25 protein-coding genes are annotated in these 22,690 nt (G+C 73.3%); 6 read left to right on the top strand and 19 right to left on the bottom strand.

The window, feature by feature from the left end; genetic code table 11:
- Nucleotides 1–36 precede the first annotated feature (36 nt).
- Entirely contained in the window at nt 37–879 is an 843-nt protein-coding gene (locus tag IEZ25_RS09285; RefSeq protein WP_191199106.1) for a CoA transferase subunit A, read from the top strand.
- A gap of 1 nt (nt 880) precedes the next feature.
- Nucleotides 881–1,549 (top strand): 3-oxoacid CoA-transferase subunit B, encoded by a 669-nt coding sequence (locus tag IEZ25_RS09280; protein WP_191199105.1) that lies wholly within the window; start codon nt 881–883, stop codon nt 1,547–1,549.
- Between the two features lie 4 nt (nt 1,550–1,553).
- On the opposite strand, the gene IEZ25_RS09275 is transcribed toward IEZ25_RS09280, so the two are convergent.
- The 3 genes from IEZ25_RS09275 to IEZ25_RS09265 are packed head-to-tail and all read right to left on the bottom strand — an operon-like array spanning nt 1,554 to nt 4,523.
- A complete protein-coding gene (locus IEZ25_RS09275) occupies nt 1,554–3,152 on the bottom strand; it encodes a phytoene desaturase family protein (protein ID WP_191199104.1) in 1,599 nt (532 codons plus the stop codon).
- Nucleotide 3,153: 1 nt separating this feature from the next.
- Nucleotides 3,154–4,092 carry an SDR family NAD(P)-dependent oxidoreductase gene (locus tag IEZ25_RS09270; RefSeq protein ID WP_191199103.1) on the bottom strand — a complete coding sequence of 313 codons (939 nt, stop codon included), beginning with the start codon at nt 4,090–4,092 and terminating at the stop codon, nt 3,154–3,156.
- On the bottom strand, nt 4,089–4,523 hold the full coding sequence (locus tag IEZ25_RS09265; RefSeq protein WP_191199102.1) for an SRPBCC family protein: 435 nt from the start codon (nt 4,521–4,523) through the stop codon (nt 4,089–4,091). The genes IEZ25_RS09270 and IEZ25_RS09265 overlap by 4 nt, the downstream gene beginning before the upstream one ends.
- Before the next feature lie 138 nt (nt 4,524–4,661).
- Between IEZ25_RS09265 and IEZ25_RS09260 the strand changes: the two genes are divergently transcribed.
- Nucleotides 4,662–5,846, top strand: a complete 1,185-nt coding sequence (locus IEZ25_RS09260) for a zinc-dependent alcohol dehydrogenase (protein WP_191199101.1) — start codon at nt 4,662–4,664, stop codon at nt 5,844–5,846.
- 60 nt (nt 5,847–5,906) lie between these two features.
- Here the strand turns inward: IEZ25_RS09260 and IEZ25_RS09255 are convergent, their stop codons facing one another.
- The 14 genes from IEZ25_RS09255 to IEZ25_RS09190 all read right to left on the bottom strand — a co-directional run bounded on the left by IEZ25_RS09255 (nt 5,907) and on the right by IEZ25_RS09190 (nt 16,921).
- Nucleotides 5,907–6,401 carry a pyridoxamine 5'-phosphate oxidase family protein gene (locus tag IEZ25_RS09255; protein ID WP_191199100.1) on the bottom strand — a complete coding sequence of 165 codons (495 nt, stop codon included), beginning with the start codon at nt 6,399–6,401 and terminating at the stop codon, nt 5,907–5,909.
- A gap of 94 nt (nt 6,402–6,495) precedes the next feature.
- The gene (idi, locus tag IEZ25_RS09250) at nt 6,496–7,074 is read right to left on the bottom strand and encodes an isopentenyl-diphosphate Delta-isomerase (protein WP_191199099.1); all 579 of its coding nucleotides are present in this window, start codon (nt 7,072–7,074) and stop codon (nt 6,496–6,498) included.
- The gene (locus IEZ25_RS09245; RefSeq protein WP_191199098.1) at nt 7,071–8,108 is read right to left on the bottom strand and encodes an NAD(P)/FAD-dependent oxidoreductase; all 1,038 of its coding nucleotides are present in this window, start codon (nt 8,106–8,108) and stop codon (nt 7,071–7,073) included. The genes idi and IEZ25_RS09245 overlap by 4 nt, the downstream gene beginning before the upstream one ends.
- On the bottom strand, nt 8,101–8,643 hold the full coding sequence (locus IEZ25_RS09240) for an isoprenylcysteine carboxyl methyltransferase family protein (RefSeq protein WP_191199097.1): 543 nt from the start codon (nt 8,641–8,643) through the stop codon (nt 8,101–8,103). Before IEZ25_RS09240 ends, IEZ25_RS09245 begins: the two co-directional genes overlap by 8 nt.
- Nucleotides 8,640–9,695, bottom strand: coding sequence for a type III polyketide synthase (locus tag IEZ25_RS09235; protein ID WP_191199096.1), 1,056 nt, complete (start codon nt 9,693–9,695; stop codon nt 8,640–8,642). Before IEZ25_RS09235 ends, IEZ25_RS09240 begins: the two co-directional genes overlap by 4 nt.
- 1 nt (nt 9,696) lies before the next feature.
- A complete protein-coding gene (locus IEZ25_RS09230; protein WP_191199095.1) occupies nt 9,697–10,884 on the bottom strand; it encodes a geranylgeranyl reductase family protein in 1,188 nt (395 codons plus the stop codon).
- Entirely contained in the window at nt 10,881–11,699 is an 819-nt protein-coding gene (locus tag IEZ25_RS09225; protein ID WP_191199094.1) for a UbiA family prenyltransferase, read from the bottom strand. Before IEZ25_RS09225 ends, IEZ25_RS09230 begins: the two co-directional genes overlap by 4 nt.
- A gap of 67 nt (nt 11,700–11,766) precedes the next feature.
- Nucleotides 11,767–12,519, bottom strand: a complete 753-nt coding sequence (locus tag IEZ25_RS09220) for a GAF and ANTAR domain-containing protein (protein ID WP_191199093.1) — start codon at nt 12,517–12,519, stop codon at nt 11,767–11,769.
- Nucleotides 12,516–13,319, bottom strand: coding sequence for a GAF and ANTAR domain-containing protein (locus tag IEZ25_RS09215; RefSeq protein ID WP_318152138.1), 804 nt, complete (start codon nt 13,317–13,319; stop codon nt 12,516–12,518). Before IEZ25_RS09215 ends, IEZ25_RS09220 begins: the two co-directional genes overlap by 4 nt.
- Before the next feature lie 54 nt (nt 13,320–13,373).
- Nucleotides 13,374–13,790, bottom strand: coding sequence for a hypothetical protein (locus tag IEZ25_RS09210; protein WP_191199092.1), 417 nt, complete (start codon nt 13,788–13,790; stop codon nt 13,374–13,376).
- Nucleotides 13,787–14,938 (bottom strand): molybdopterin-dependent oxidoreductase, encoded by a 1,152-nt coding sequence (locus IEZ25_RS09205; RefSeq protein WP_191199091.1) that lies wholly within the window; start codon nt 14,936–14,938, stop codon nt 13,787–13,789. The genes IEZ25_RS09210 and IEZ25_RS09205 overlap by 4 nt, the downstream gene beginning before the upstream one ends.
- The gene (locus IEZ25_RS09200; protein ID WP_191199090.1) at nt 14,935–15,573 is read right to left on the bottom strand and encodes a methyltransferase domain-containing protein; all 639 of its coding nucleotides are present in this window, start codon (nt 15,571–15,573) and stop codon (nt 14,935–14,937) included. Before IEZ25_RS09200 ends, IEZ25_RS09205 begins: the two co-directional genes overlap by 4 nt.
- Nucleotides 15,570–16,220 carry a TIGR04282 family arsenosugar biosynthesis glycosyltransferase gene (locus IEZ25_RS09195; RefSeq protein WP_191199089.1) on the bottom strand — a complete coding sequence of 217 codons (651 nt, stop codon included), beginning with the start codon at nt 16,218–16,220 and terminating at the stop codon, nt 15,570–15,572. The genes IEZ25_RS09200 and IEZ25_RS09195 overlap by 4 nt, the downstream gene beginning before the upstream one ends.
- Nucleotides 16,217–16,921 (bottom strand): glycosyltransferase family 2 protein, encoded by a 705-nt coding sequence (locus IEZ25_RS09190; RefSeq protein WP_191199088.1) that lies wholly within the window; start codon nt 16,919–16,921, stop codon nt 16,217–16,219. The genes IEZ25_RS09195 and IEZ25_RS09190 overlap by 4 nt, the downstream gene beginning before the upstream one ends.
- A gap of 84 nt (nt 16,922–17,005) precedes the next feature.
- Between IEZ25_RS09190 and IEZ25_RS09185 the strand changes: the two genes are divergently transcribed.
- The gene (locus IEZ25_RS09185) at nt 17,006–18,358 is read left to right on the top strand and encodes a hypothetical protein (RefSeq protein ID WP_191199087.1); all 1,353 of its coding nucleotides are present in this window, start codon (nt 17,006–17,008) and stop codon (nt 18,356–18,358) included.
- 12 nt (nt 18,359–18,370) lie between these two features.
- On the opposite strand, the gene IEZ25_RS09180 is transcribed toward IEZ25_RS09185, so the two are convergent.
- Together IEZ25_RS09180 and IEZ25_RS09175 are read right to left on the bottom strand one after the other, a co-directional pair.
- Nucleotides 18,371–19,420: an NAD-dependent epimerase/dehydratase family protein gene (locus IEZ25_RS09180; protein WP_191199086.1), complete on the bottom strand. Its 1,050-nt coding sequence runs from the start codon at nt 19,418–19,420 to the stop codon at nt 18,371–18,373.
- The gene (locus tag IEZ25_RS09175; RefSeq protein ID WP_191199085.1) at nt 19,417–20,229 is read right to left on the bottom strand and encodes an S-methyl-5'-thioadenosine phosphorylase; all 813 of its coding nucleotides are present in this window, start codon (nt 20,227–20,229) and stop codon (nt 19,417–19,419) included. The genes IEZ25_RS09180 and IEZ25_RS09175 overlap by 4 nt, the downstream gene beginning before the upstream one ends.
- 126 nt (nt 20,230–20,355) lie before the next feature.
- Here IEZ25_RS09175 and IEZ25_RS09170 point away from each other — a divergent pair, with 126 nt between their 5' ends.
- Nucleotides 20,356–21,909, top strand: coding sequence for a DUF3375 domain-containing protein (locus tag IEZ25_RS09170; protein WP_191199084.1), 1,554 nt, complete (start codon nt 20,356–20,358; stop codon nt 21,907–21,909).
- Nucleotides 21,906–22,688: a DUF4194 domain-containing protein gene (locus IEZ25_RS09165; protein ID WP_191199083.1), complete on the top strand. Its 783-nt coding sequence runs from the start codon at nt 21,906–21,908 to the stop codon at nt 22,686–22,688. Before IEZ25_RS09170 ends, IEZ25_RS09165 begins: the two co-directional genes overlap by 4 nt.
- The last annotated feature ends 2 nt before the right edge of the window (nt 22,689–22,690 follow it).

Below are 22,690 nucleotides of genomic sequence, written 5' to 3'. Positions count from 1 at the left end.
TTGACTGCAGCGCGGGCCGCGTCATTGGATCTCGGCATGGACAAGGTGGTGGAGTCAGCGGCCAGCGCAGTGGCCGACATCCCGGACGGTGCGACGTTGGCGGTCGGCGGCTTCGGCCTGTGCGGGATCCCGTCGGTGTTGATCGAGGCGATCCTCGAGGCCGGGACGTCCGACCTCGAGGCGGTCTCCAACAACTGCGGTGTGGACGAGTGGGGGCTCGGCAAGCTGCTCTTCGCCAAGCGCATCCGGCGGATGATCTCGTCCTACGTGGGGGAGAACAAGGAGTTCGCGCGGCAGTACCTCTCCGGTGAGCTCGAGGTCGAGCTGACGCCGCAGGGCACGCTCGCGGAGCGGATGCGTGCGGGCGGCTCGGGGATCGCGGCGTTCTACACCGCGACCGGCGTCGGCACGCAGGTGGCCGAGGGCGGTCTGCCCTGGAAGTACGACACCGAGGGCAACGTGCTCGTCGCGTCCCCGCCGAAGGAGACCAAGGTCTTCGCGACGGCGGAGGGAGACCGGGAGTACGTCCTGGAGGAGGCCATCGTGGCCGACTTCGGCCTGGTGCGGGCCTGGAAGGGCGACCGCCACGGCAACCTCGTCTTCCGTGACTCCGCACGCAACTTCAACCCCCTGGCCGCGATGTCGGGCCGGGTCACCATCGCCGAGGTCGAGGAGCTGGTCGAGCCCGGCGAGCTCGACCCCAACGACGTCCACACGCCGGGCGTCTACGTGCAGCGGGTGGTGCAGCTGACGCCCGAGCAGGCAGCCGACAAGAGGATCGAGAAGGTCACGACGCGACCGCGGCCGTCGTCGGACCCGGCGGGCTCGTCGGGGGACGCGCTGGTGGACGACGTGGCGACGCACGGACTGGGAGGCTGACATGAGCTGGACACGTGAGGAGATGGCCGCCCGGGCGGCATCCGAGCTGGTGGACGGCTCGTACGTCAACCTCGGGATCGGGCTGCCGACGCTGGTGCCCAACTACGTCGGTGACGACGTGGAGCTGGTGCTGCAGTCGGAGAACGGCATCCTGGGGGTGGGGGCGTACCCGTTCGAGGGCGAGGAGGACCCCGACCTGATCAACGCGGGCAAGGAGACGGTGACCCTGCGCAAGGGTGCGTCGTTCTTCGACTCGGCCCAGTCGTTCGGGATGATCCGCGGCGGAAAGATCGACGCCGCGATCCTCGGCGCGATGCAGGTCTCCGCGGTGGGTGACATCGCGAACTGGATGATCCCCGGCAAGATGGTCAAGGGCATGGGCGGCGCGATGGACCTGGTCCACGGCGCCAAGCGGGTCATCGTCTTGATGGAGCACACCGCGAAGGACGGCTCGCTCAAGATCCTCGACGAGTGCGACCTCCCCTACACCGGCAAGCGCGTGGTGCAGCGCATCATCACCGACCTCGCCGTCATCGACGTGATCGACCCCGCCACCGGCGAGGTCGCCCCGTCCGGCACGCTGGGCGACCGCGCGCTCAAGCTCGTCGAGCTCGCGCCCGGCGTGACCGAGGACGAGGTCCGCGAGAAGACCGGACCCGAGCTCGTCTAGCCGGTCACACCGGCCGGGCGGCCCGCCACGGCACGAGCCGGTCGACCCGGTCGTGGGCGAGGGCCGCGCGGGCGGCGTTGTCGCCGCACGCGCCGTGCACGCCGCCGCCCGGGTGCGCCGACGCCGATCCGAGGTAGAGCGCCTTCACCGGGGTCTCGGCCCGGCCCAGCCCGGGCACGGGACGGAAGACCAGCTGCTGCTGGAGCTGGGCGGTCCCTCCGTTGAGCGCCCCACCCGCGAGGTTGGCGTCGCGGGCCTCGAGCTCGCGCGGGCCCAGGACCCGGCGAGCGAGGATCCGGGAGCCGAACCCGGGTGCCACCTCCTCGAGCCGGGCCTGCATCCGGTCGGCGAAGCGCTCGCAGTCGTCGCGGTCCCAGCGACCCGTGATGCCGCCGTCGCCGGCGTCGTGCCCGGTCTCCTGAGGCACGTGGGAGTAGGCCCAGAACGACTCGGTGCCGCCGGGGGAGCGGGTCGGGTCCGCGGTGGTCATCTGGCCGGTGAGCATGAAGGGCTTGGCCGGGACGGCGCCGGCACGGACCTGCGCCAGCGCCTCCGACATGTCCCGCACGTCGTCGGCGATGTGGACGGTCCCGCTGGCGAGCTCCGGACCGTCGGTCCACGGCACCTGCCGGTCGAGTGCCCAGTCGACCTTGACCGTCCCGGGGTCCAGCTCGAACCGCTGCATCGACCGGAGGACCCGGCCGGGCAGCACAGCGGGATCGAGCAACCGCGTGTACAGCGCCGGGGCGAGGACGTCGGCGACGACGGCGCGGATCGCACGATGCCCCTCACCGTCGGCGGTGACGACCGTGTGCGCCCGACCGTCGCGCACCTGGATCCCGGTCACCTCGGCGTCCGTGCGGATCGTGCCGCCGTTCGCGACGAAGCGCCGCGCCAGCGCGCCGGTCAGCTCACCGGCACCGCCGCACGGGACCGGGAAGCCGACCGTCTGTCCCATCATGGCCAGCAGCAGTCCCATCAGACCCGACCCGGGCGCCTCGAGCGGGATGTCGGCGTGCCCGGCGTTGCCCGCGAGCAGGACCCGGGCCGCCTCGCCGCCGAAGCGCTCACGTGCGAGGTCGACCATCGGGGTCAGCAGCATCCGGACCGTGTCGAGGCCACCGGCCGTGCGGAGCGCGGACAGGAGGGCCACGCCGCTGCGCACCGGGGGGAACGGCGTCAGCAGGCTCCCGACGAGGTGCGGCCCGATGCGGTCCCACTGCGCGCACAGCTCGAGCCAGGCCTCGCCGTCCCCGGGGTGCAGCTCGTCGAGGCCCGCCGCGGTCGCTGTTCGCTCGCGGTGCAGCACCGCCCAGCTGCCGTCGCGCAGGGGATGACCGAGGACCGACGGCGCGTGGCTCCACTCCAGTCCGTGCTCGGCGAGGTCGAAGGACGCGATGGTCGGCGACGACGCGGCCAAGGGGTAGAACGCGCTGAAGGTGTCGTGCACGAAGTCGGGGTGGACGTCACGGTCGCTGCGCACGGCGCCGCCGACGGTGGGCTGGGCCTCGAGCAGCAGGACCGCCCATCCGGCGTCCAGCAGCCGGTTGGCGGCGACCAGTCCGTTGGGACCGGCCCCGACGACGACGGCGTCCCAGCTCATGTCATCTCCCGGTGCGACGGCGGACGACCTCGCGCACGTTGCGAGCCACCGCGACGAGCGCGTTGCCCTGGTCGCCCCTCAGGGCGTTCAGCCGCTGGTCGGGCTCCAGCACGTTGCCCGGCCCGTGCGTCACCGGAGCCACCAGGTCCTGGGCGATCACCCGGAAGAGCGGCCCGACGAGCCGGTCGTACGCCCACGGAAGGGCGGTGTAGCCGAGCTTGATGATCTCGTTGGCGGCGCCGACCTGGCTGGGCAGCCACGGCCGGTCCGCCACGGCGAGCGCGCGTGCCGCGACCCGCTCAGGGGTGACGACCGGGAACGGCGGGCGGCCCACCGAGTCGCCGTACGTCGCTGCCTGCCGGTAGATGGGCGTGTCCACGCCGCCCGGGGCGACGTAGCCGAAGGTGAGACCGGGGCGGTCCCGGTTGTCCACGCGGAGCTGCCGCACCAGCACGCGCACGCCCCACTTGCTCAGGACGTAGGCCGACATGTCCGGCACGGCCAGGTGACCGATGAGCGAGCCGACGAGCACCAGGCTGCCGGTGCCCTGGTCGCGCATCACTGGCACCACGTGGCGGGCCAGGTTCGCCGACCCGTGCAGGTTCGTGTCCAGCACCCGGTCGAACACCTCGACCGGCACGTCCTGGATGCGGCCGTAGGCGACCACGCCGGCGCAGCCGACGACGATGTCGAGCCGACCGTGCCGCGCGACGGCAGCCGTGACCGCCGCACGTACGCCGTCGTCGTCCGCAACGTCGGTGGGCAGCACCAGCGTGCTCGCGGCTCCCCGCTGCCGGCAGTCCTCGGCCACCCTCTCGAGGCTGGGCTCGCCGCGGGCCAGCAGCACGACGTGGTCCCCGCGCGACGCAGCGGCGCGCGCCGTGGCCTCGCCGATGCCGCTGGACGCACCGGTCACCAGGACCACCCGCGGGGTGCTCACGAGCGGTTCTCGGCGACGAAGGCGAGGCGACGCAGCGTCTCGGAGTTGCGCCACTTCAAGGCTGGTGCGTGCAGCGGCGGTGGCATCAGGGCAGCCGGGCCGGAGACAGGCACCTCGTCGATCCGCACGTCGGTGTCGACCCCGGAGGCGTCGAGCCGGAGGTGCACCCGAGCCTCACCCGCCGGCCACGCCCGGGCGCGCAGGGTGATGGATCGTCCCGGGGTCGCGTCGACGACCTCGGTCTCGTCGTCGAGGAGCAGCGGCCAGCTGCCGACGGAGTGGTGCAGCTTGCTCCCCACATCTGGCCAGGACTCGTCGACGTCCCGCATCCGGGCTGCACCCACGACCCACAGTGGATAGAGCCAGCCGTCGCTGATCACGTCCCACACCTGGTCTGGAGTGGCGTGGATGAGGCGGTGGTTCTCGGTCACGGAGCAGTCCTGACGCTGGGGAACTGTCCACGGTAACGAGGGCGGGTCGTCGAGCCACCACCCCAAGGGTGACGGGTGTCTGCCAGGCAGCCCATGGGGGTGGTGCGCAGGCCGGATCGACGTGTCACGTTCGAGGACATGAAGGCACTCACCTGGCAGGGACTCAACGACGTCGCGGTCGAGGAGGTGCCCGACCCACGCATTGAGCAGCCCACCGACGCGGTGGTCCGGGTGACCTCCACCGCGATCTGCGGCTCGGACCTCCACCTCTACGGCGTGCTGGCGCCCTACCTGGTGCCCGGCGACATCCTCGGCCACGAGTTCATGGGCATCGTGGAGGAGGTGGGCAGCGCGGTGACCGGGCTCGAGGTGGGCGACCGCGTCGTGGTGCCGTTCAACATCTCCTGCGGGCACTGCTGGATGTGCAGCCGGGGGCTCTTCGCCCAGTGCGAGACGACGCAGAACGTCGACCAGGGCAAGGGTGCCAGCCTCTTCGGCTACACCAGCCTCTACGGCGCCGTGCCGGGCGGCCAGGCCGAGCTGGTCCGCGTGCCGCACGCCGACTTCGGCCCCGTCAAGGTCCCGACGGAGGGCGCGGACGAGCGCTACCTCTACCTCTCCGACATCCTGCCGACCGCGTGGCAGGGAGTGGACTACGCCGACGTGCCCGAGGGCGGCTCGCTGGTGGTGCTGGGGCTGGGACCGGTCGGTCAGCTCGCGGTCCGCTCCGCCAAGCTGCGGGGCATCACCGACGTGATCGCCGTCGACCTCGTCCCCGAGCGTCTGGCCACCGCCCGCGCCGCCGGTGCGACCACGATCGACCTGAGCGAGGTGCCGGACGTCGCGGACGCCGTACGAGATCTCACCGACGGGCGAGGGGCCGACGGCGTGCTCGAGGCCGTCGGCATGGAGGCCCACGGCAACCCGGTCGCCGCCACGGCCATCAGTGCTGCGAGCAGGCTGCCCAAGCCGATCGCCCGGGCGGCCATCGAGAAGGTCGGCATCGACCGGCTCGACGCCCTCCTGACGGCGTTCGACGCCGTCCGCCGCGGCGGGACGGTGTCGATCAGCGGTGTCTACGGCGGCATGGCCGACCCGCTGCCGATGATGACGATGTTCGACAAGGGCCTGACCCTGCGCATGGGGCAGTGCCACGTGAAGCAGTGGACCGACGAGCTCCTGGAGATCGTGTCGCAGGAGGAGGACGTCCTCGGACTGGAGTCGCTCGCCACGCACCGTGCCCCGCTCGAGCACGCCCCCGAGCTCTACGAGACCTTCCGCGACAAGGCGGACGGGTGCCTCAAGGTCGTGCTGAAGCCCTGACCCGTGCCGGGCGCCCCGGCCGCGCCCGCCCGGTGGCAGGGAGCGGCCGGGGCCTCGCGCTCAGAGCTCGACGGTGCGGTTGTCCGAGGGGAACTCGTCCGGGTCGTCGTTGCGGATGGCCTTGACCATCCCGAGCAGCTGGCGGGCCTTGCTCGAGGAGGCGTCCCAGAACTCGGCCGTGTCGCCGTGCACCTTCAGCAGGCACAGTCCGGGGGTCTCGAGCCCGTCGGGGAACCAGGCCTCCAGCGGCTTGGACCACAGCTCCTCGGCCTTGGTCCGGTCGTGCACGACCTCGGCGGTGCCGGCGATCGACGTCCACTCGCTCTTGCTGTCGTTCGCCAGCGCCACGTTGACCTTCGGGTGCGCGGCGATCTGCTGCGCCTTGGGGGAGTCGTCGTAGGTGAAGAACCACAGGTCGCCGTCGAACTCCATCTCCTGCACGGCCATGGGCCGGCTGACGTGGTCGCCGTCCGCGGTCATCGTGGTGAGCATCGCCGACGTCGCTCGGCCGACGAGCTCGACGACCTTGGCGCGGTCGTCCTCCTGCTGTGCCATGGGGTTCTCCTCTTGTTGACGTCCTTCGAGTCAAGCGCGGAGTGCGCGTCCTGTCCCCACCCCGACGAGGAGTGCCGGGTCGGCTCCGAACGGCTCAGGCCGGACCACCGTGCACAGCAGCCGGCGGGAGGTCCTCGTCGCGTGCCGGACCGACGGCACGCAGGTCGGTGGGCAGCTGCGCCACCTGCTCCCGGCACCAGGGCGAGACCTGCCTCGCGCCACTCAGCACGGCCTCGCGGAAGTCCGGCCAGGGCTCCCAGCTGACGGCGCCGACCTCGTCCGGGTCGACGGTGAGCGGTCCGCCGGCGACGGCGACGAACACCGGGCACATCTCGTTCTCCACCACACCGTCCTGCTCGGCCCGGTAGCGGAAGCGGGGCAGCACGAGCCGCAGGTCGCGCGGGGTCGTGCCGAGCTCCTGCTGCATGCGGCGGCGCACGGCGTCCTCGAGGGCCTCGCCGGGAGCGGGGTGACCGCAGCAGCTGTTGGTCCAGATGCCTGGGAAGGTCCGCTTGTGGGTCGCTCGCTGCGTCACCAGCACCCGGCCGTCGGCGTCGAGGAGGTAGCAGGAGAACGCCAGGTGCAGCGGCGTGTCGGCGTGGTGCACGAGCGCCTTGTCCTCGGTGCCCACCGCCCGCCCGTCCTCGTCGAGCAGGATCACGAGCTCGGTCATGCGGTTCTCCCCACAGGTCGGGCCAGCTGGTTGACGGCGGCATCGAAGACGGACGGCAGCCGGGCGGCGGCCGGGACGAGCCGTCGGCGCAGGGCGGGCTGCGCGGTGGCCCGCAGCAGCAGGTGGGTGAGCAGCTCGTGACGCGCGCCGAGACGTCGAACGACGCGGTCGTAGCGCTGCGGTCGGCCGAAGGCGATGCACTCCACGGCGACCCGCGCCTGCGCGAGGCCCAGTGCGATGCCCTCGCCCGTCAGCGCGTCGACGTAGCCGCCGGCGTCGCCGACGAGCAGCACCCGGCCCGCGGACCGGGCTCGGGCGCGCTGGCGCAGGGGACCGGCGCCCATCACCCTGGTCCGCGGTCCGGTGAGGCGCTCGCGAAGCAGCGGGAAGTCGCCCATCAGGTCCTCGAAGCGGAGACCCGGCGCGGTCAGCACCGCGACGCCGACGAGGTCGTCGGCCACCGGCGTCACGTAGGCCTCCGCCCGGTGGGACCAGTGGACCTCGACGAACGACGTCCAGGGTGGCTGCTCCACGTGGGCGCGCAGACCGAACCGCCGGCGGCCGCGGGACGGGACCTCGAGGTCGAGGAGCCGGCGCACGGGGGAGTGCAGGCCGTCGGCCGCGACCAGGTAGCGCGTGCGTCGGCCCTCGACGACCACGTGCGTGCCGCGGTCCTCGACGGCCTGCACGGGACGGCGGTCGACCTCGATGCCGGCGTCGGCGAGCCCGGAGGCCAGGGCCTCGTGCAGCGTCGTGCGACGCACCCCGCGGCCCGGCCCGGTGGTGAAGGTGGCGCTCACCTGCGCCTCGGCGACGGCGTCGACGTAGTGGATGCCCGAGAGGAGACGTCCGGGCGGATCGACGCCGAGGGCGAGCAGCTCGGCCACGGCGCCGGGCATCAGTCCTTCGCCGCAGGCCTTGTCGACGGGGCCGGTGCGCGGCTCGTGGACGACGACGTCGAGGCCGAGCCGGTGCGCGTGGAGTGCGGCGGCCATCCCGACCGGACCACCGCCGGCGATCACGAGGTCATGCATGCTCGACCTCGGTGCTGCGGGGCAACGTCTCGAGGGCGGCGTCCTCGGCTCGGATCCGGACGGCGAGGAGCCCGGCGTTGAGCACGGTGAAGACCAGGGCCGTCGTCCAGGCCGCGTGCACCAGCGGCAGTGCCACCCCCTCGACGACCACGGCCACGTAGTTGGGGTGCCGCACCAGGCGATAGGGACCGGAGACCACCGGCGGCAGGCCGGGTACGACGATGACGCGGGTGTTCCACCGCCGACCGAGGGAGGCGATGCACCACCAGCGCAGCGCCTGCGAGGCCAGGACCAGCGCGAGCATCGACCAGGCGAGGACGGGCGCCACGTCCGGTCGGCGTACCCACGCCTCGACGAGCGCGCCGACGAGCAGGCCGGTGTGGAGCACGACCATGAAGGGGAAGTGGCCCTGTCCGCTCTCGATGCCCCCACGCGCCTTGCTCCAGGCGGCGTTGCGCACCGACACGACGAGCTCGGCGACGCGCTCGAGGCCGACCAGCGCGACGAGGACGGTGAAGGCCAGCAGCCCCGTCACGAGGCCGCCCGCAGGAGCACCAGCTCGGAGCAGAATCCCGGTCCCATGGCGAGCAGCATGCCGTACGTGCCGGGTGTCGGCGGCCGGTCCCGCAGGGTGTCCTCCAGGACGTGCAGCACCGAGACCGACGACAGGTTGCCGACTCGTGCCAGCGACTCCCACGTGAGGCGGACAGCCTCCCGTGGGATCTCGAGCGCCGACTCGAGGGCCTCGATGACCTTCGGGCCCCCGGGGTGGCAGACCCACCAGCCGATGTCGGTGCGGGTGAGGCCGTGGTCGGCGAGGAAGCCGTCGACGTCACCGCGCAGGTGGCGCTCGACGAGGGTCGGCACCTCGGCGTCGAGCACGATGCGCAGACCGCTGCCCGCCACGTCGAAGCCCATGGTCCGTTCGCTGTCGGGGTAGAGCCGGCTGCGGGAGTCGAGCACCTCGACGGTCCCGGGCGGACCGTCGGCGCCCGTGGCCACCACGGCCGCCGCACCGTCTCCGAAGAGGCCGCTGGCGACCAGGTTCGGCACGGAGACGTCGTCGCGCTGGAGGGTCAGCGAGCAGAGCTCGACCGCGACCAGCACGGCGACGTGCCCGGGGTGGCCGAGGAGGTAGTCGTGGACGCGGGCGAGACCGGCGGCGCCCGCGACGCACCCCAGGCCGACGAGCGGCATCCGGCGGACGTCCTCGCGCAGCCCGACCAGGGTGGCGATCCGCGCGTCCAACGAGGGCACGGCGAGTCCGGTCACGGTCGCGCTCACCACGAGGTCGACGTCGGACGGGGTGAGACCGGCGGCCTTGAGCGCGTCGACCAGCGCCCGCGCGCCGAGCTCCACTGCGTGCTCGATGAACAGGTCGTTGGAGTGACCGAAGTCGACGAGCCCGGCGTAGTCCTCGAGCGGCAGCACGGTGTGGCGTCGCTCGACCCCGGCGTGGGCGTGGAAGCGCCGGAGGAGGGCGTGGTCGAGGCTGCGCTCGGAGATGACCCGGGCGAAGGCCTCGGTGATCTCGGACTGCGGGTGGGAGTGGGCGGGCAGGGCGCTGCGGACGGACAGGATCCTCATGTCAGCTACCTCGTGGTTCTGTGGGGCGGGGTGGGCGGATGAGGCTGCGGACCAGGCCGCCGGCGAGCCGGGCGTCGATCCGGCCCCCGCCCAGCCCGATCTCGACGAGCGTGTCGAAGACGTGCTGGTCGCGCGCGGCCGCGCGGATGCCGGCGTCGACGACGCGTGGTGAGCCGGAGAGCCGCGAGGCGGTCCAGGTGTGACGCAGGTGCCGGGCGAGCAGGCGGCGGACGTCGCGTCGGTGCCGCGCGCCTGCGTCGCCGGGGCGCCCGTCCGCGATCGAGTGGGCCGCCGCGCGACCGGCCGAGACGCCCGAGGCGACTGCGTAGTAGATGCCCTCGCCCGTCATCGGGTTGATCAGCCCGGCGGCATCGCCCACGAGCAGGACCGGGCCGTCGGGCTGGTCCCACCGCCACGAGCTCAGCGGGAGGTGGTGGCCGCGCCACTGGCCGCCGGTGCTCGCCGAGCCCGGGATCAGCCCCTCGAGCTGGTCGAGGAGCAGGCGTCTGCTCGGCGACCCACCGTCGTGGTCCTGGGCGAGCAGCTCGCCGTAGCCGACGTTGGCCCAGCCGTCGCCACGGTCGAAGGCCCAGGCGTAGGACGGGTGCCGGCCGAGGCCGTAACGGATGACCTGCCGGCCCCGCACGGCCTCGGTCGTGGGTGCGTATCCCCGGATCGCGATCGCGCGGCGCTGCCGCCGCTCGCCCAGGACGGTGCGGCGCACGAGCGAGTGGGCGCCGTCGGCGCCGACGACCACGCGGCCGGCGAGCCGGCCGGAGACCAGGGGCGTGCCCCCGTCGGTGTCGACGGAGGCGACCCGGTGCCTGCGCAGGACCGCACCTGCGGCGACGGCACGCTCCACCAGGCGGGCGTCGAAGACCTCGCGCGGGACGACGTGGGCCTCGCGCCGCATCGCTCGCGCCACGCGGAGGTCGCCGCGGGCCAGCTCGAGGTGACGCACGGGGGCCCAGTCGTCCACCACGTCGGCGACTCCGACCTCAGCGAGGACGTCGAGCACGTGGGGGGCGATGCCGTCGCCGCAGGACTTGTCACGCGGGAAGTCGCTGCGGTCGAGGAGGAGGACCCGGAGGCCGGGATCCGCGACCAGGGCGCCCAGCGCCGTCGACGCGCCGGCCGGTCCGGCGCCGACCACGACGAGGTCCCAGGTCTCCTCCGCCTGCGCCGTCATCGCGCCACCACCAGCAGCGTGGCGTCGCCGAGGGCGATCACGATCGCGCACACGAAGGGAACGCGGCCCGGTCCCACGACGACCACGGCTGCCAGCATCAGGACGACGGCACCGACCGCCGCCGAGACCAGGAGCGGCGCCCCCGCGCCGAGCAGGACCACGGCGGACGCAGCCACGAGCACGGCTGCCGCGACCGGCGGCAGGCGCCGCGGTCCCAGGTGGTGCGGCAGGCCGCGCACGCCCGTGGCGGCGTCGTCGGCCAGGTCGGGCAGCACGTTGAGCAGGTGCGCGGCCACGCCGAGCAGGGCCGCGCCGACCGGCCACCACCACGGCGGCGCCTGGCCGTCGGCGAGCGTCACGATGGCCGGCAGCGCTCCGAACGAGACGGCGTACGGCACCCACGACCACGCGGTGGACTTGAGGCCGAGGTTGTAGGCCCATGCGGAGGCGACGCAGAGCAGGTTCACCGCGCCTGCGGCGACCCCGAGGCCCATCGACAGGACGATGCAGAGCACGACCGCACCGATGCATGCCAGCCGGACGGTCGGGACCGACACCGCGCCGGTCGCCAGCGGCTTGTCGGCCCGGTGGACCTGACGGTCGCGCGCGACGTCGACGAGGTCGTTGCTCCACCCCACCGTGAGCTGACCGGCCAGCACCGCCGCCACGACGAGCACGGCGAGGGAAGGCTCCAGGTCCTGGGCCGCTGCGAGGAGACCGGACAGCACCGTCACCGCGAGCGCCGGGCCCGGGTGTGCCGCGAGCACGAGGCCTCGGGCCGCCGAGGGGCTCGCCGGTGCCGTCGTCGTCCTCACAGGACCATCGAACGCCCTCGTCCGGTTCTGCGCACGATGCCTAGGGGTGATCTGCGGCAAGGAGCGGTCACGTCGAGGACGCGCTGGACCGGGCGTGCTGCAGGACGTCGTCGTAGGGCAGCAGGCGGTTGACGATCTCGTTGGCCACCTCGCTGAGCTTGCGACGGTGGTCGCGGGCGTAGAGACGCAGCACGGCGAACGCGTCGTCCATGTCGAGGTCGCCGGCGTAGGCGAGCGCGCCCTTGGCCTGCTCGACCACGATGCGACTGGTGAGGGCGTAGTCGAGCAGGGCACTGATGCTCGCCCGGTCCGTGGCGGCGCGCTCGTGGACGATGGCCACGCTGGCGACGTGCACGAGCGCCTGGGCGAGGGCCAGGTCGTCCTCGTGCAGGTCACCCGTCTCGTCGCCGAAGAGCCCGACCGCGCCGAGCACGTTGTCCTTCAGCCGCATCGGCAGCGCGTGGACCGAGCGGATCCCCACGTCGAGCGCGGCGCGCTGGAACTGCGGCCAGCGATGGGCCGCGGCGTCGAGGTCGGGCGCACTGACCGGCTCGCCGTCGTGGAAGGAGTCGAGGCACGGTCCCTCGTCACGCTGGAGCTGGAACAGCTCGAGGTGGTGCGTGCGCTCCGACGACGCGGCAGCGAGGTGGAGCTGGCCGCGGGAGTCGCCGAGCAGGAGCCCCGCGGAGCTGATGTCGAGGAGGCTGGCGCAGCTCGCGGTGAGCTGGGCCAGCATGTCGATGACGTCGTAGTCCTCGATCAGCTCCTGGGAGAGCTCGACGAAGGCGCGGATGATCTGTGGTTCCCTGTCCTCGGTCATGGGGAGCCCCTTTCCGGGTCCGGCTGCGAGTGGTGCGAACCGTTCGTGTCGTGCGGCCAGTGCGCGTCGTCGCGCTCCAGCACGAGCCTGCGCTCGATGATCGCCCGCGCCACCTGGCTGGCACTCTGGCTGGTGGCGAGGGCGTGGGCGCGCAGCCTCAGCATCGCCTCGTCGGCGCTCACCCCCAGGGCCGGCATGAGCATCCCGGAGGCCTGGTAGATCTCGACCCGATCCATGTCGGGCGTCGGATCGTCGTCCGCGTCGGCGTGCGGGTCGACCTCGGAGTCCTCGACCGTCCGTGCGCCGCTGATGAGATCGAGCAGGGGCGCGGACGCCAGCTGGGCCGCGACCATCGCGCTGGCCAGCGCCTCTCCACCCAGCGGACCGGGCCGCTGGCGGTAGAGGTCGAGTGCACCGACGCACGCCGACGTGATCATGATGGGGAGGGCGAAGACGCCGCGGATGCCGTCCTCCAGCAGGGCGTCCCGGAAGGCGGGCCACCTGTCCTCGCTCCCCGCACCCAGGTCGGGCACGAGGACGGGCGAGCGCGAGGAGACGGCGTCCAGGCTGGGTCCCTCCCCGAACGTGAAGTGGTACTCGTCGAGCCGCCGGCTCACGGCGCTGCTCGAGCCGAACGTGCCGGCGGACGTCCCACCGGAGATGACCGAGACCGCGACCCCGTCGACCTCGAGCAGGCCGACGCAGGAGACGCACAGGGCATCTGCCGCGTCGCGTCCCGGTGCGCGGGCGGCCATCGCCGACTCGAGCTCGGTGCGCGTGAGGTCCAGGGACGAGGTCACTGCGATCCCCTCAGGTCAGCTCACGAGTCGGGCCCGACACGCGTTCCTCGCAGCCTAGACCGGATCGTCGGCGCGTGCGCGTGCGCGCACACGTCCGGCAGCGAGCACGGCCAGCGCCACGATGATGCTCAGGACGCACCAGGTGGCGACGTAGGGCCGGTCCAGCAGTGTGGGGTTGTCCGCGCGAGCCCCGAGGCGGGTCAGGACCGGGATCGCCGCGACGGTGAGGCCGCCCCAGACGACCAGTGCGATCGTCGCGGGGGCTCGCCACGGCGACGGGAGCAGTCGCGACCCCAGGAGACAGACGCCGATGAGCAGTCCCGAGAGCACCACGTCGTGGGCCACGATGGCGGCGGCCAACCAGACCAGCACCTCCAGCCACTGGCCGGGGTCCTGGCGCGACAACAGCAGCCACCCGCCGTACGCCATGAGCAGGGCGCCGACGACCACGAGCCCGCCGCGAGCCCTCATGTCGACACCTCCAGCCGGGTGACCCACTTGGTCTGCAGGACCCCGGGTCGGTTCGGTGCGATCAACCGGCAGGGATAGCCGTGGTCCAGCGAGAGCGGCTCGCCGGCCAGGTCGAGCGCGATGAGGGTGCGGCGGTCGTCGGCGAAGTTCGCGGGGAGCGTGGTGCGCCGGTAGGGGCCCGACGGCTGCAGGGAGGTGACCTGGACGTCCGCCCCCGTGACTCCGTCGAGCAGGTCGCCCATCCGGACGCCGGACCAGGTGCCCTGCGCGCTCCAGCCCTCGACGCAGGCGATCGGCAGCGACTCGACGTGCTGGGGCATCGCGCGCAGGTCGTCGTAGGACAGGGTGCGGAGCACCGCGCCGTCGACGACGACCTCGAGGCGCCAGTCGGGCGACGTGGCGGTGTCCTCGACGCCGGCGGCCAGCGCGGACTTGTTGATGGGCACCCCGCCCGGCCCGTCGCCGGTGCGGACCGCGAACACCGAGACGCGACGCAGCCACGGCACGGTGCCGCCCGCGGTGGCGAGGACGGCCACTCCCGCGGCAGCGAACGTGGTGCGCACCAGGGCCCGGCGTGAGAGCGGACCGCGGACCGTGGCACTCGGACGATCGTGCGCGGTGTCGTCGATGTCGCTGGTCAGCACGTCTCGGATCACCGGCAGCTTCACCGCGATGTGCACCAGCAGGGCACCGATGGCGACCCACGCGACGGCGTAGTGGACGGCGCGGAAGGAGAAGGTGGACCAGGGATACCACTGGCTGGAGTTGGCCAGGCCCGTGGCGAGCTGGAAGACCGCGGCGGACACCAGCACCGCGATCGAGCCGCGCTCGAGGGCGGTGAGCACGAGCCGACGAGGGTCACCGAGCGGGGGGAGCGACTCGAAGAGTCGCGGCAGCACCGACCAGAGCTTGACCAGGAGCAGCGGGACGGCTGCGGTCCCGGTGACGACGTGGAGGCCCTGGGTGAGGCGGTAGCCCCAGCTCGGGCTGGTCGGGAACGGGACCGGGTGCGTGGGCAGCTGGGCGTAGTGGCTGACCAGACCGGTGAGGAAGCAGGTGCCGAAGCAGATGCCGAGCCAGACGCCGACGCGGGCCGCGACCGCCGGGCTTCGCAGCCGCGAGGTGAAGGACGCCGGCGTCGGTCTCACGGTGTCGCGACCGTGAGGACGGCGACCCACCGGTGGCCGACCGGACACACCCGTTCGACCGCGAGCCCTGCTCGGGCGGCCACGTGCTCGACGTCGTCGACGCCCACGTGCGCCCACCGGAAGGGCCTGCTCCGGCCCGCCGCGCCCTCGAGGACCGCCCAGCCGTCACGCATGGCGATGCCCGGGCCCTCGAGCTCGACGACGGCCCGGCCACCGGGTGCGAGGAGGCGGCTGACGCGGGTGAGCAGGGCCACCGGGTCGCCGCCGATGCCGACGTTGCCGTCGGCGAGCAGCGCGGTCTCCCACTCGCCCTCGGAGGGCACGCGCTCGAAGACGTCGTGGCGCAGGGCCGACACCCCGCGCTGACGCGTGAGGTGGACGGCTGCTTCGACGACGTCGATGCCGAGCGTCTCGTGGCCGGCCGCGGCGAGAGCCTCCGTCATCCGGCCCGGGCCGCACCCGACGTCGAGGGTCGGACCCGAGCACAGGTCGACCAGACGGAGGTCGTCGGCATCGGCCGGCCGCCGCCACAGGTGCATCGGCAGGAGGGTGGGCTCCTGGTCGAGGCCGTGGACGACGGTGGGCCGACCGTGGAGCGCGTCGGTGAAGACCTCGCTGAAGGACTGGTCGCTCATCTCGCACCCCTCACGCGGCTCGTGCGCCACATGTCGGCGAAACGGGTCTGCGGCGCGAGGTCAGCGACCCTGTCGGCGTCCTCGACGGTGTCCACGTCACTGATCTCGACCCCGTGGCCGACCCGGCACCCCGCGCGCTCGAGCGCCTCCCAGGTGTCGACGAACGTGCGGTCGGTCGACATCTCCACGTCGACCAGGTGACGTACGACGTCGGGGTCGCGCCGGGCGAGCGCCCACCAGCCGCCGTCGGTGGCCGGAGCCAGGACGGCGTCGTGGTCCACGAGCCCCTCGGCCACCGAAGCGAGGCCGGCGGGCGTGATCTGTGGCGTGTCCATGCCGACCTGCACGACCGCGCCGTGGCCGGCATCGGCATGGGCGTTGACCAGCCGCTCGGCGAAGCCGGCACCGCGCTGCGCGGTGATCGTCCACCCGGTGAGGGCCGCGCCGATCTCCTCACCGCGGACGGCGTCGGCGAGGTCGCCGGCCAGGCTCACGTGCCCGACCGCTCCGGCGCGCGTGCACGCCTCGATGGTGTCGAGGAGCGCGGCGGCGGCCAGGTCCGCGGCGAGGTCGTCCCCGATGACCGCGCCCAGCCGGGTCTTCACCCGACCGGCGACCGGTGCCTTGGCCACGATCAGCGCCCTCATCGCGGCACCCCCGCGTCAGCCTTCGCGTCCGGCTTCTGGCGCAGCACGCGGGCGAAGTCGCGCGCCGTGAGCACCGTGCCGCGCACCGACCCCGACACCTTCGACCGCGTGCCGGCCGCCCGGGGGTGGTAGCCCACGTCGTGCTCGCTGACCCGCCAGCCGGCGCGGGTCAGGGCCTGCAGGAGCTCGACGGGATAGCCGAAGCGGCGGTCCTCGAGGTCGAGGTCGAGCAGGGCCTGTCGACGGCAGACCCGGATCGGTGCGATGTCGTGGGCGTCCATCCGGATGGAGCGACGCAGCCACGCGACGATGAGGCCGTTGCCCAGCCGGGCGTGCCACGGCCAGGTGCCACGGCGGGTCGGTCGCCGTCGGCCCACCGCGATGTCGGCCCGGTCCTCGCGCACGTCGGCGAGCAGGGGCAGCAGGTCGGCGGGATCGAAGGAGCCGTCGCCGTCCATCACGGCGACGAAGTCGTGGGTCGCGGCGAGCATCCCGGCGTGGACTGCCGATCCGTAGCCCGGCACCGGCTCGACCACCACCCGCGCACCCAGCCCGCGGGCGACCTCGGCGGTGCCGTCACGTGACCCGTTGTCGACCACGACGACGGCGAACTCCTGGGGGACCCGGGCGAGCAGGTCCGGCAGTGCCGCGGCTTCGTCGCGGCACGGCAGCACCAGGTCGCAGACGGTGTCGTGGCTCATGGGACGAACGTTAGCCAACTACTGGGTCCGGCGGACCCTCCTTCGGGCGTGGACGGTCTGGGTCCCGCCCCTAGGCTCGCCCGCATGAAGGGGAGCACCGAGGCGAACACCGAGGCGAGCGGCGCCACCGCCCGCGCCGCGACCATCGGGCTCGCCGTCGCGGGGGCCGTCCTGCTGGCCTCCTTCCTCGTGCCCGTGCTCGCCGACTGGGACGTCAGCGCCCGCAGCGACATGTTCGGCGTGCCGCCCCTGCACGGGTTCTGGCAGGCCAAGGTCGGGATCGGCACGCTGCCGGCGATCCTGATCGCGATCGTCGGGGTGAGCCGCGCCGAGACCTGGGCGCTGGTCTGGTCGTGGCGCCGCCTGCTCGTCGTCTCGTACGTCGCCGCGCTGGCCTGGCTGCTCGCGCTCGCGCTGGTCGACGGCGAGTCGGGACTGACCCGGGTGATGACCAACCACCACGAGTACCTCATCACCGCGCGCAGCATCACCGACGTGCCGGCGATGCTGCACGAGTACGTCGAGCGCATCCCGAACGCGCACCCCGACAACTGGACCACCCATGTGGCGGGGCACCCGCCGGGGGCGATCCTGTTCTTCATCGGTCTGGTGCGCATCGGGCTCGGGGCGGACCTGGCCGCCGCTCTCGTCGTCGTGGCGGTGGCGGCGAGCATCCCGGCCGCGACCCTGCTGACGCTGCGGCGCCTCGGCCTCGACCGTGGCGCACGGCTGGCCGCGCCGTTCCTGGTGCTCACGCCGGCGGCCGTCTTCCTGGCGGTCTCGGCCGACGCGCTCTTCGCCGCGTGGGCGGCCTGGGGGCTGGCGGCGCTGGCGACCTCGGCGACCGCGCGGTCGCGGCGCGGTCTGGTCGGGTGGGGGATCGTCGCGGGCCTGCTCCTGGGCTGGTGCGTGATGAGCTCCTACGGCCTCCCGCTGCTCGGCGTGGTCTGCCTGGCCGTCCTGTGGCTGGCCAGGAGCTGGTGGCCACTGCCGGTCGCCGCCGCGTCCGCGAGCGTGGTGGTCCTGGTCTTCGCGGCGCTCGGCTTCGCGTGGTGGGAGGCCTACCCGGTGCTCGAGCAGCGCTACTGGGACGGCATCGCCTCCGACCGGCCGGCGGCGTACTGGATGTGGGGCAACCTCGGCGCACTGCTCGTCTCGGCGGGACCGCTCCTCGGTGCGGGTCTGGCGGTCACGGCGCGCCGGCACAGCGGGCAGGCCCGCGTCCTCGCGGTGCTCGCGCTCGCGGGAGCGACAGCGGTCGCCGTGGCCGACCTGAGCCGGATGTCGAAGGCGGAGGTGGAGCGCATCTGGCTGCCGTTCGTGCCGTGGCTGACGCTGTCCATGGCCCTGCTGCCCGGCGGGTGGCGGCGCTGGGGGCTCGGCCTCCAGGTCGGCTCGGCGCTGCTGGTGCAGCACCTGCTCTACACCAGCTGGTGAGTCCGCCGCGGATCAGGCCCGCAGCGGGGCGGTGGCGAAGTCGGCCAGTCCGGTGTCCGGGTCGACCGCTGCGGTGAAGCCGAGCTCGCGCGCAGCGAGCTCGGGGGAGGCCACGACGTGGCGTACGTCGCCGGGGCGGAAGCCGCCGGTCACCTCGGGCTCGAGGTCGCGTCCGGCGCCCGCGGCCACCCGGCGGGCGACGTCGAGGATCGACACCGGCTGCCCGGAGCACACGTTGTAGGCCGCGAACCGCGGCGCAGGCTCGGCCACGACCTGCTCGAGCGCCACCACGTTGGCGCGGGCCACGTCGTCGACGTGCACGAAGTCGCGCGCCTGGGCGCCGTCCTCGTAGACCTGCGGTCGCTCGCCCCGCTCGAGGGAGGAGCGGAACATCGCCGCGACCCCGGAGTAGGGGGTGTCGCGCGGCATCCCTGGCCCGTAGACGTTGTGGTAGCGCAGCGCGACCGCACCGGCCCCGGCCTGCCGGACCCACGACGAGGTGTAGTGCTCCTGCGCGAGCTTGCTCGCGGCATAGCTGCTGCGCGGGTCGAGCCGGGCGTCCTCGGGCACGAGCGCCCACTCCAGCGCGCGACCGCAGCGCGCGCAGTGGTTCTCGAAGTCGCCCGACTCGAGCGCGGCCACCTCGCGCGGCGGCGGCTGCTGGTCGCCGTGCTCGGTGCAGGTGTAGCGCCCCTCGCCGTAGACCACCATCGAGGAGGCGAGCACCAGCCGGTCCACGCCCGCCTCGTGCATGGCGGCGAGCAGGGCGGCCGTGCCGACGTCGTTGTGAGAGGCGTAGTCGGGCAGGTCGGCGACGCGTACGCCGGCGCCGACGACCGCGGCCTGGTGGCACACCGCGTCGATGCCGCGCAGCAGGTCGGACCACGCGGGCGCCCCGGCGTCGCGCACGTCGAGGTGGTGGACGCCCGCGGGCGGCGACGTCTCACCGTGGGCCGAGGCGAGCATCAGGTCGACGCCGACCACCTCGTGCCCGGCGTCGCGCAGTCGGGTGCCGATCGCGGTGCCGATGAACCCGGCCGCGCCGGTCAGCAGGATCCTCATCGGGGCACCTCGTAGGTCAGCTCCACCCCGTCCGACCACGAGCCGCAGGCGCAGCCCTCCGGGTCGGGCAGGGACTCGATGGCGGAGGCGAGGAGCCCGGTCAGTCGTTCGAGGTTCGCGCGGAAGAGCGCGAACACCTCCTCCTGGCCGACGCCCTCGCCGGACTCGGCGCCGGCGTCCATGTCGGTCACCAGCGCCAGCGGGGCGTAGCACTGACCCATCTCGCGGGCGAGCGCCGCCTCGGGGGCGCCGGTCATGTTGATGAGGTCCCAGCCCTGGTCGGCGTAGTGGCGCGACTCCGCGCGGGTGGAGAACCGGGGACCCTCGACGACGACCATGGTGCCGCCGGAGCGGACGTCGCCGTCGGCGCCCGCCAGCGCGGCGGAGACGCCCGGGCAGTAGGGATCGGCGAAGGGCAGGTGCACGGCCCCGGACTCCACGAAGGAGCCGACCCGCCGGTGGGTGCGGTCGACGAGCTGGTCCGGCACGACGAGGTCACCCGGGGCGACGGTGTCGCGCAGCCCGCCCACCGCGCACGGCGCCAGCACCTGGCGTACGCCGAGCGAGCGCAGGGCCCACGCGTTGGCGCGGTAGTTGATGCCGTGCGGCGGAGCCTCGTGGTGCTTGCCGTGGCGCGGCACGAAGGCCACCGAGCGGCCGGCGACCTCACCGACCGCGATCGGCGCCGACGGCTCGCCGTAGGGCGTCGTCACGACGCGCTCGGTCGCGCCGGACAGGAAGGAGTAGAAGCCGGACCCGCCGATGACGGCGATGTCGGCGGTGACGTCGGCAGAGCGGGATGCGGTCATCCGGTGAAACTAGCCGACGCTGCGATGAGGGCGGGCCCTCCTCCGGAGTGGTCGGTGCCCTTTGCCATGCTTGCGCACCGGACACGGTGGGCGACGACGACAAGACGAGAGCGAGGGGACCGGGCAGTGAGCGACATCGCGGCCGAGCTTGCGCGGGTCAAGGGCGCGTTCGGCCAGCCCACGCTGACCCTCCTCCACCAGCGGCAGGCGCCGGTGGTCATCACCATCTTCCGCACGGCCTTCGGTCGCACCAACCACCCGATCCCGACCGCCCGGCTGCACACGCAGGTCGAGGAACACCTCGCCGCGATGCGGCTGGCCGGGGAGCAGGACGTCCCGGTCGGCAGCGGACGCGAGATCTGCCAGCGCTGGATGCGCGGCCAGTGGCTGGTGCGCTCGCTCGACGAGCAGGGCCACGAGGTCTATGCCCTGACCTCGCACGCGCAGCAGGCGCTGGAGCTGGTGAAGAACCTCGCCCGAGACCGGGCCACGCTCAGCGAGCACCGGGTCGCGACCATCCTCGGCACGGTCCGGCGGTTCAATTCCGAGGCCAACCCCGACCGCACCGCGCGGGTCACCATCCTCAACGAGGAGATCGCCCGGCTCCAGGCCGAGCGCGACCGGCTGGTCGACGGCGGTGACCTGGCGGGGGCGACCGAGGACTACATGCTCGAGGGCTTCACCGAGCTGCTGTCCCTGATCTCGGCCCTGCCCAGCGACTTCGCGCGGGTCGAGGAGCGCTTCGCCACCATCCGGGCCGAGATCCTGGCGGCGTTCCGTGCCGAGGACCGCCCCGCCGGTGAGGTGATCGACGACTACCTCGCCCGCGCCGACGCGCTGATGACGGCGACGCACGAGGGCCGGGCCTTCGAGGGCGCGTTCGCGCTGCTGCGCGACGACGCGCTCGTGACCCGCCTGCGCGAGGACCTCACCGACCTGCTCGAGCACCCGCTGTCCGACCGGATCCTCAGCGACGCCGACCGCGCGGAGCTGCGCGGCACGGTGCGGCTGGTCCGCGACGGCCTCGACCGCGTGCTCGCCCAGCGCTCGCGGGTGACGGCGACCCTGAAGGAGTACATCGTCTCCCACGACGCGGCCCGCGACCGTGAGCTCGAGCAGACCCTGCGCCAGGTGGAGTCGGAGCTGATGACCTGGATGGCCACGACCGGGCCGCGGGCCACCCACGACGTGGTGCTCCTACCCGCCCGCACGGGCGTCGAGCACCTGCGCGAGCGGTTCCACGACCCGGCCGACGACGTCCTGCCGGAGCGCATCGGCATCCCCGATCCCGCCCTGGCGCCGCCGGTCTCGCTCGCCGAGCTCGTGGCACAGGGTGGCCCGAAGCTGACGTCCCTGCGCGAGCGCCTCGATGCCGTGCTGGGCTCGCTGCAGCCGGTCGGGTCGCTCGGTGCCCTGTTCGACGCGCTGGAGCCCGCGCTGCGCCGACCGGTCGAGATCTTCGGCCTGCTCCACCTCGCCGCCGACCGCGAGTGGGAGGCCGAGGAGTCGCTGGAGCACTTCGACGCCGTGCGTCCTGACGGGAGCCGGCGCACCTTCGTCGTGCCGCGCACACCCCTGCCCGACCCCGACCTGCCCCCACCCGACCACCCCGCCGCCGACCACCCCGGCCCCGACCACCCCGACAGCAGTCCCCAGCAGCAGAAGGAGCGCCGCGGATGAGCGTCGACAGCCCCATCGAGGTCGAGATCGAGACCGGCGTCGAGACCAGCATCGAGTCCGGGATCGAGCCGGACGGGCTCGACGACCTGGTCGAGGACGACTCGGTCTCGCTCTTCGAGGGCGACGAGGGCGGCCTCGAGTACGCGCAGCGGCGCGCCCTGGTGACCCTGCTCAAGCAGCGCTTCATCAGCGCCCGCACGCACCCGCGCGACTGGACGGTGCTGGTCGAGCACGAGCGACTCATCCGCTCGCGGCTCAACGACCTCTTCCTCGAGCTGCAGGTCGACCGGTCGCGTGAGGTGGCGTGGAAGCGCCAGGCGACCTCCGAGACAGCCAGCCGCTTCCCGACGATGCTCTACGACGCGGCCTGGTCGCGGGAGGAGACGCTCGTCCTGGTCCACCTGCGCGACCGGCTCCGTGCGGGGCTCGCGAGCGGCGACGCGCGGGTCTTCGTCGACCGGGAGGACCTCGTCGGCTACGTCGCCAGCTTCCGCCCGTCGCACGCGACCGACGTGGCCGGCGACGAGAAGCGGGCGCGCAACGCGGTCGCGAGCATCGTCAAGGCGGGTCTCCTCATCGGCACCGTGACCGACGACCGCTACGAGATCTGCGAGGCCGTCGAGCCGCTGATCCCGCTCGAGCTCCTCCAGGAGCTGCTCGAGGCGCTGCAGACGGCCACGAGCAGCGACGGAGCGGCGGAGGACGACGAGCCGGCCGACCTCTTCGACGACGACGCCGACCCGGACGCGATCCCCGACGCGCCGGCCGAGGAGCAGTGAGC

Origin of the sequence: Nocardioides hwasunensis, assembly GCF_014779665.1 — a bacterium.
In the GTDB taxonomy this organism is placed as follows: Bacteria; Actinomycetota; Actinomycetes; order Propionibacteriales; family Nocardioidaceae; genus Nocardioides; species Nocardioides hwasunensis.
The sequence above is the reverse complement of the archived record's forward strand: the minus strand, read 5'-3'. Positions and strand labels throughout refer to the sequence as shown.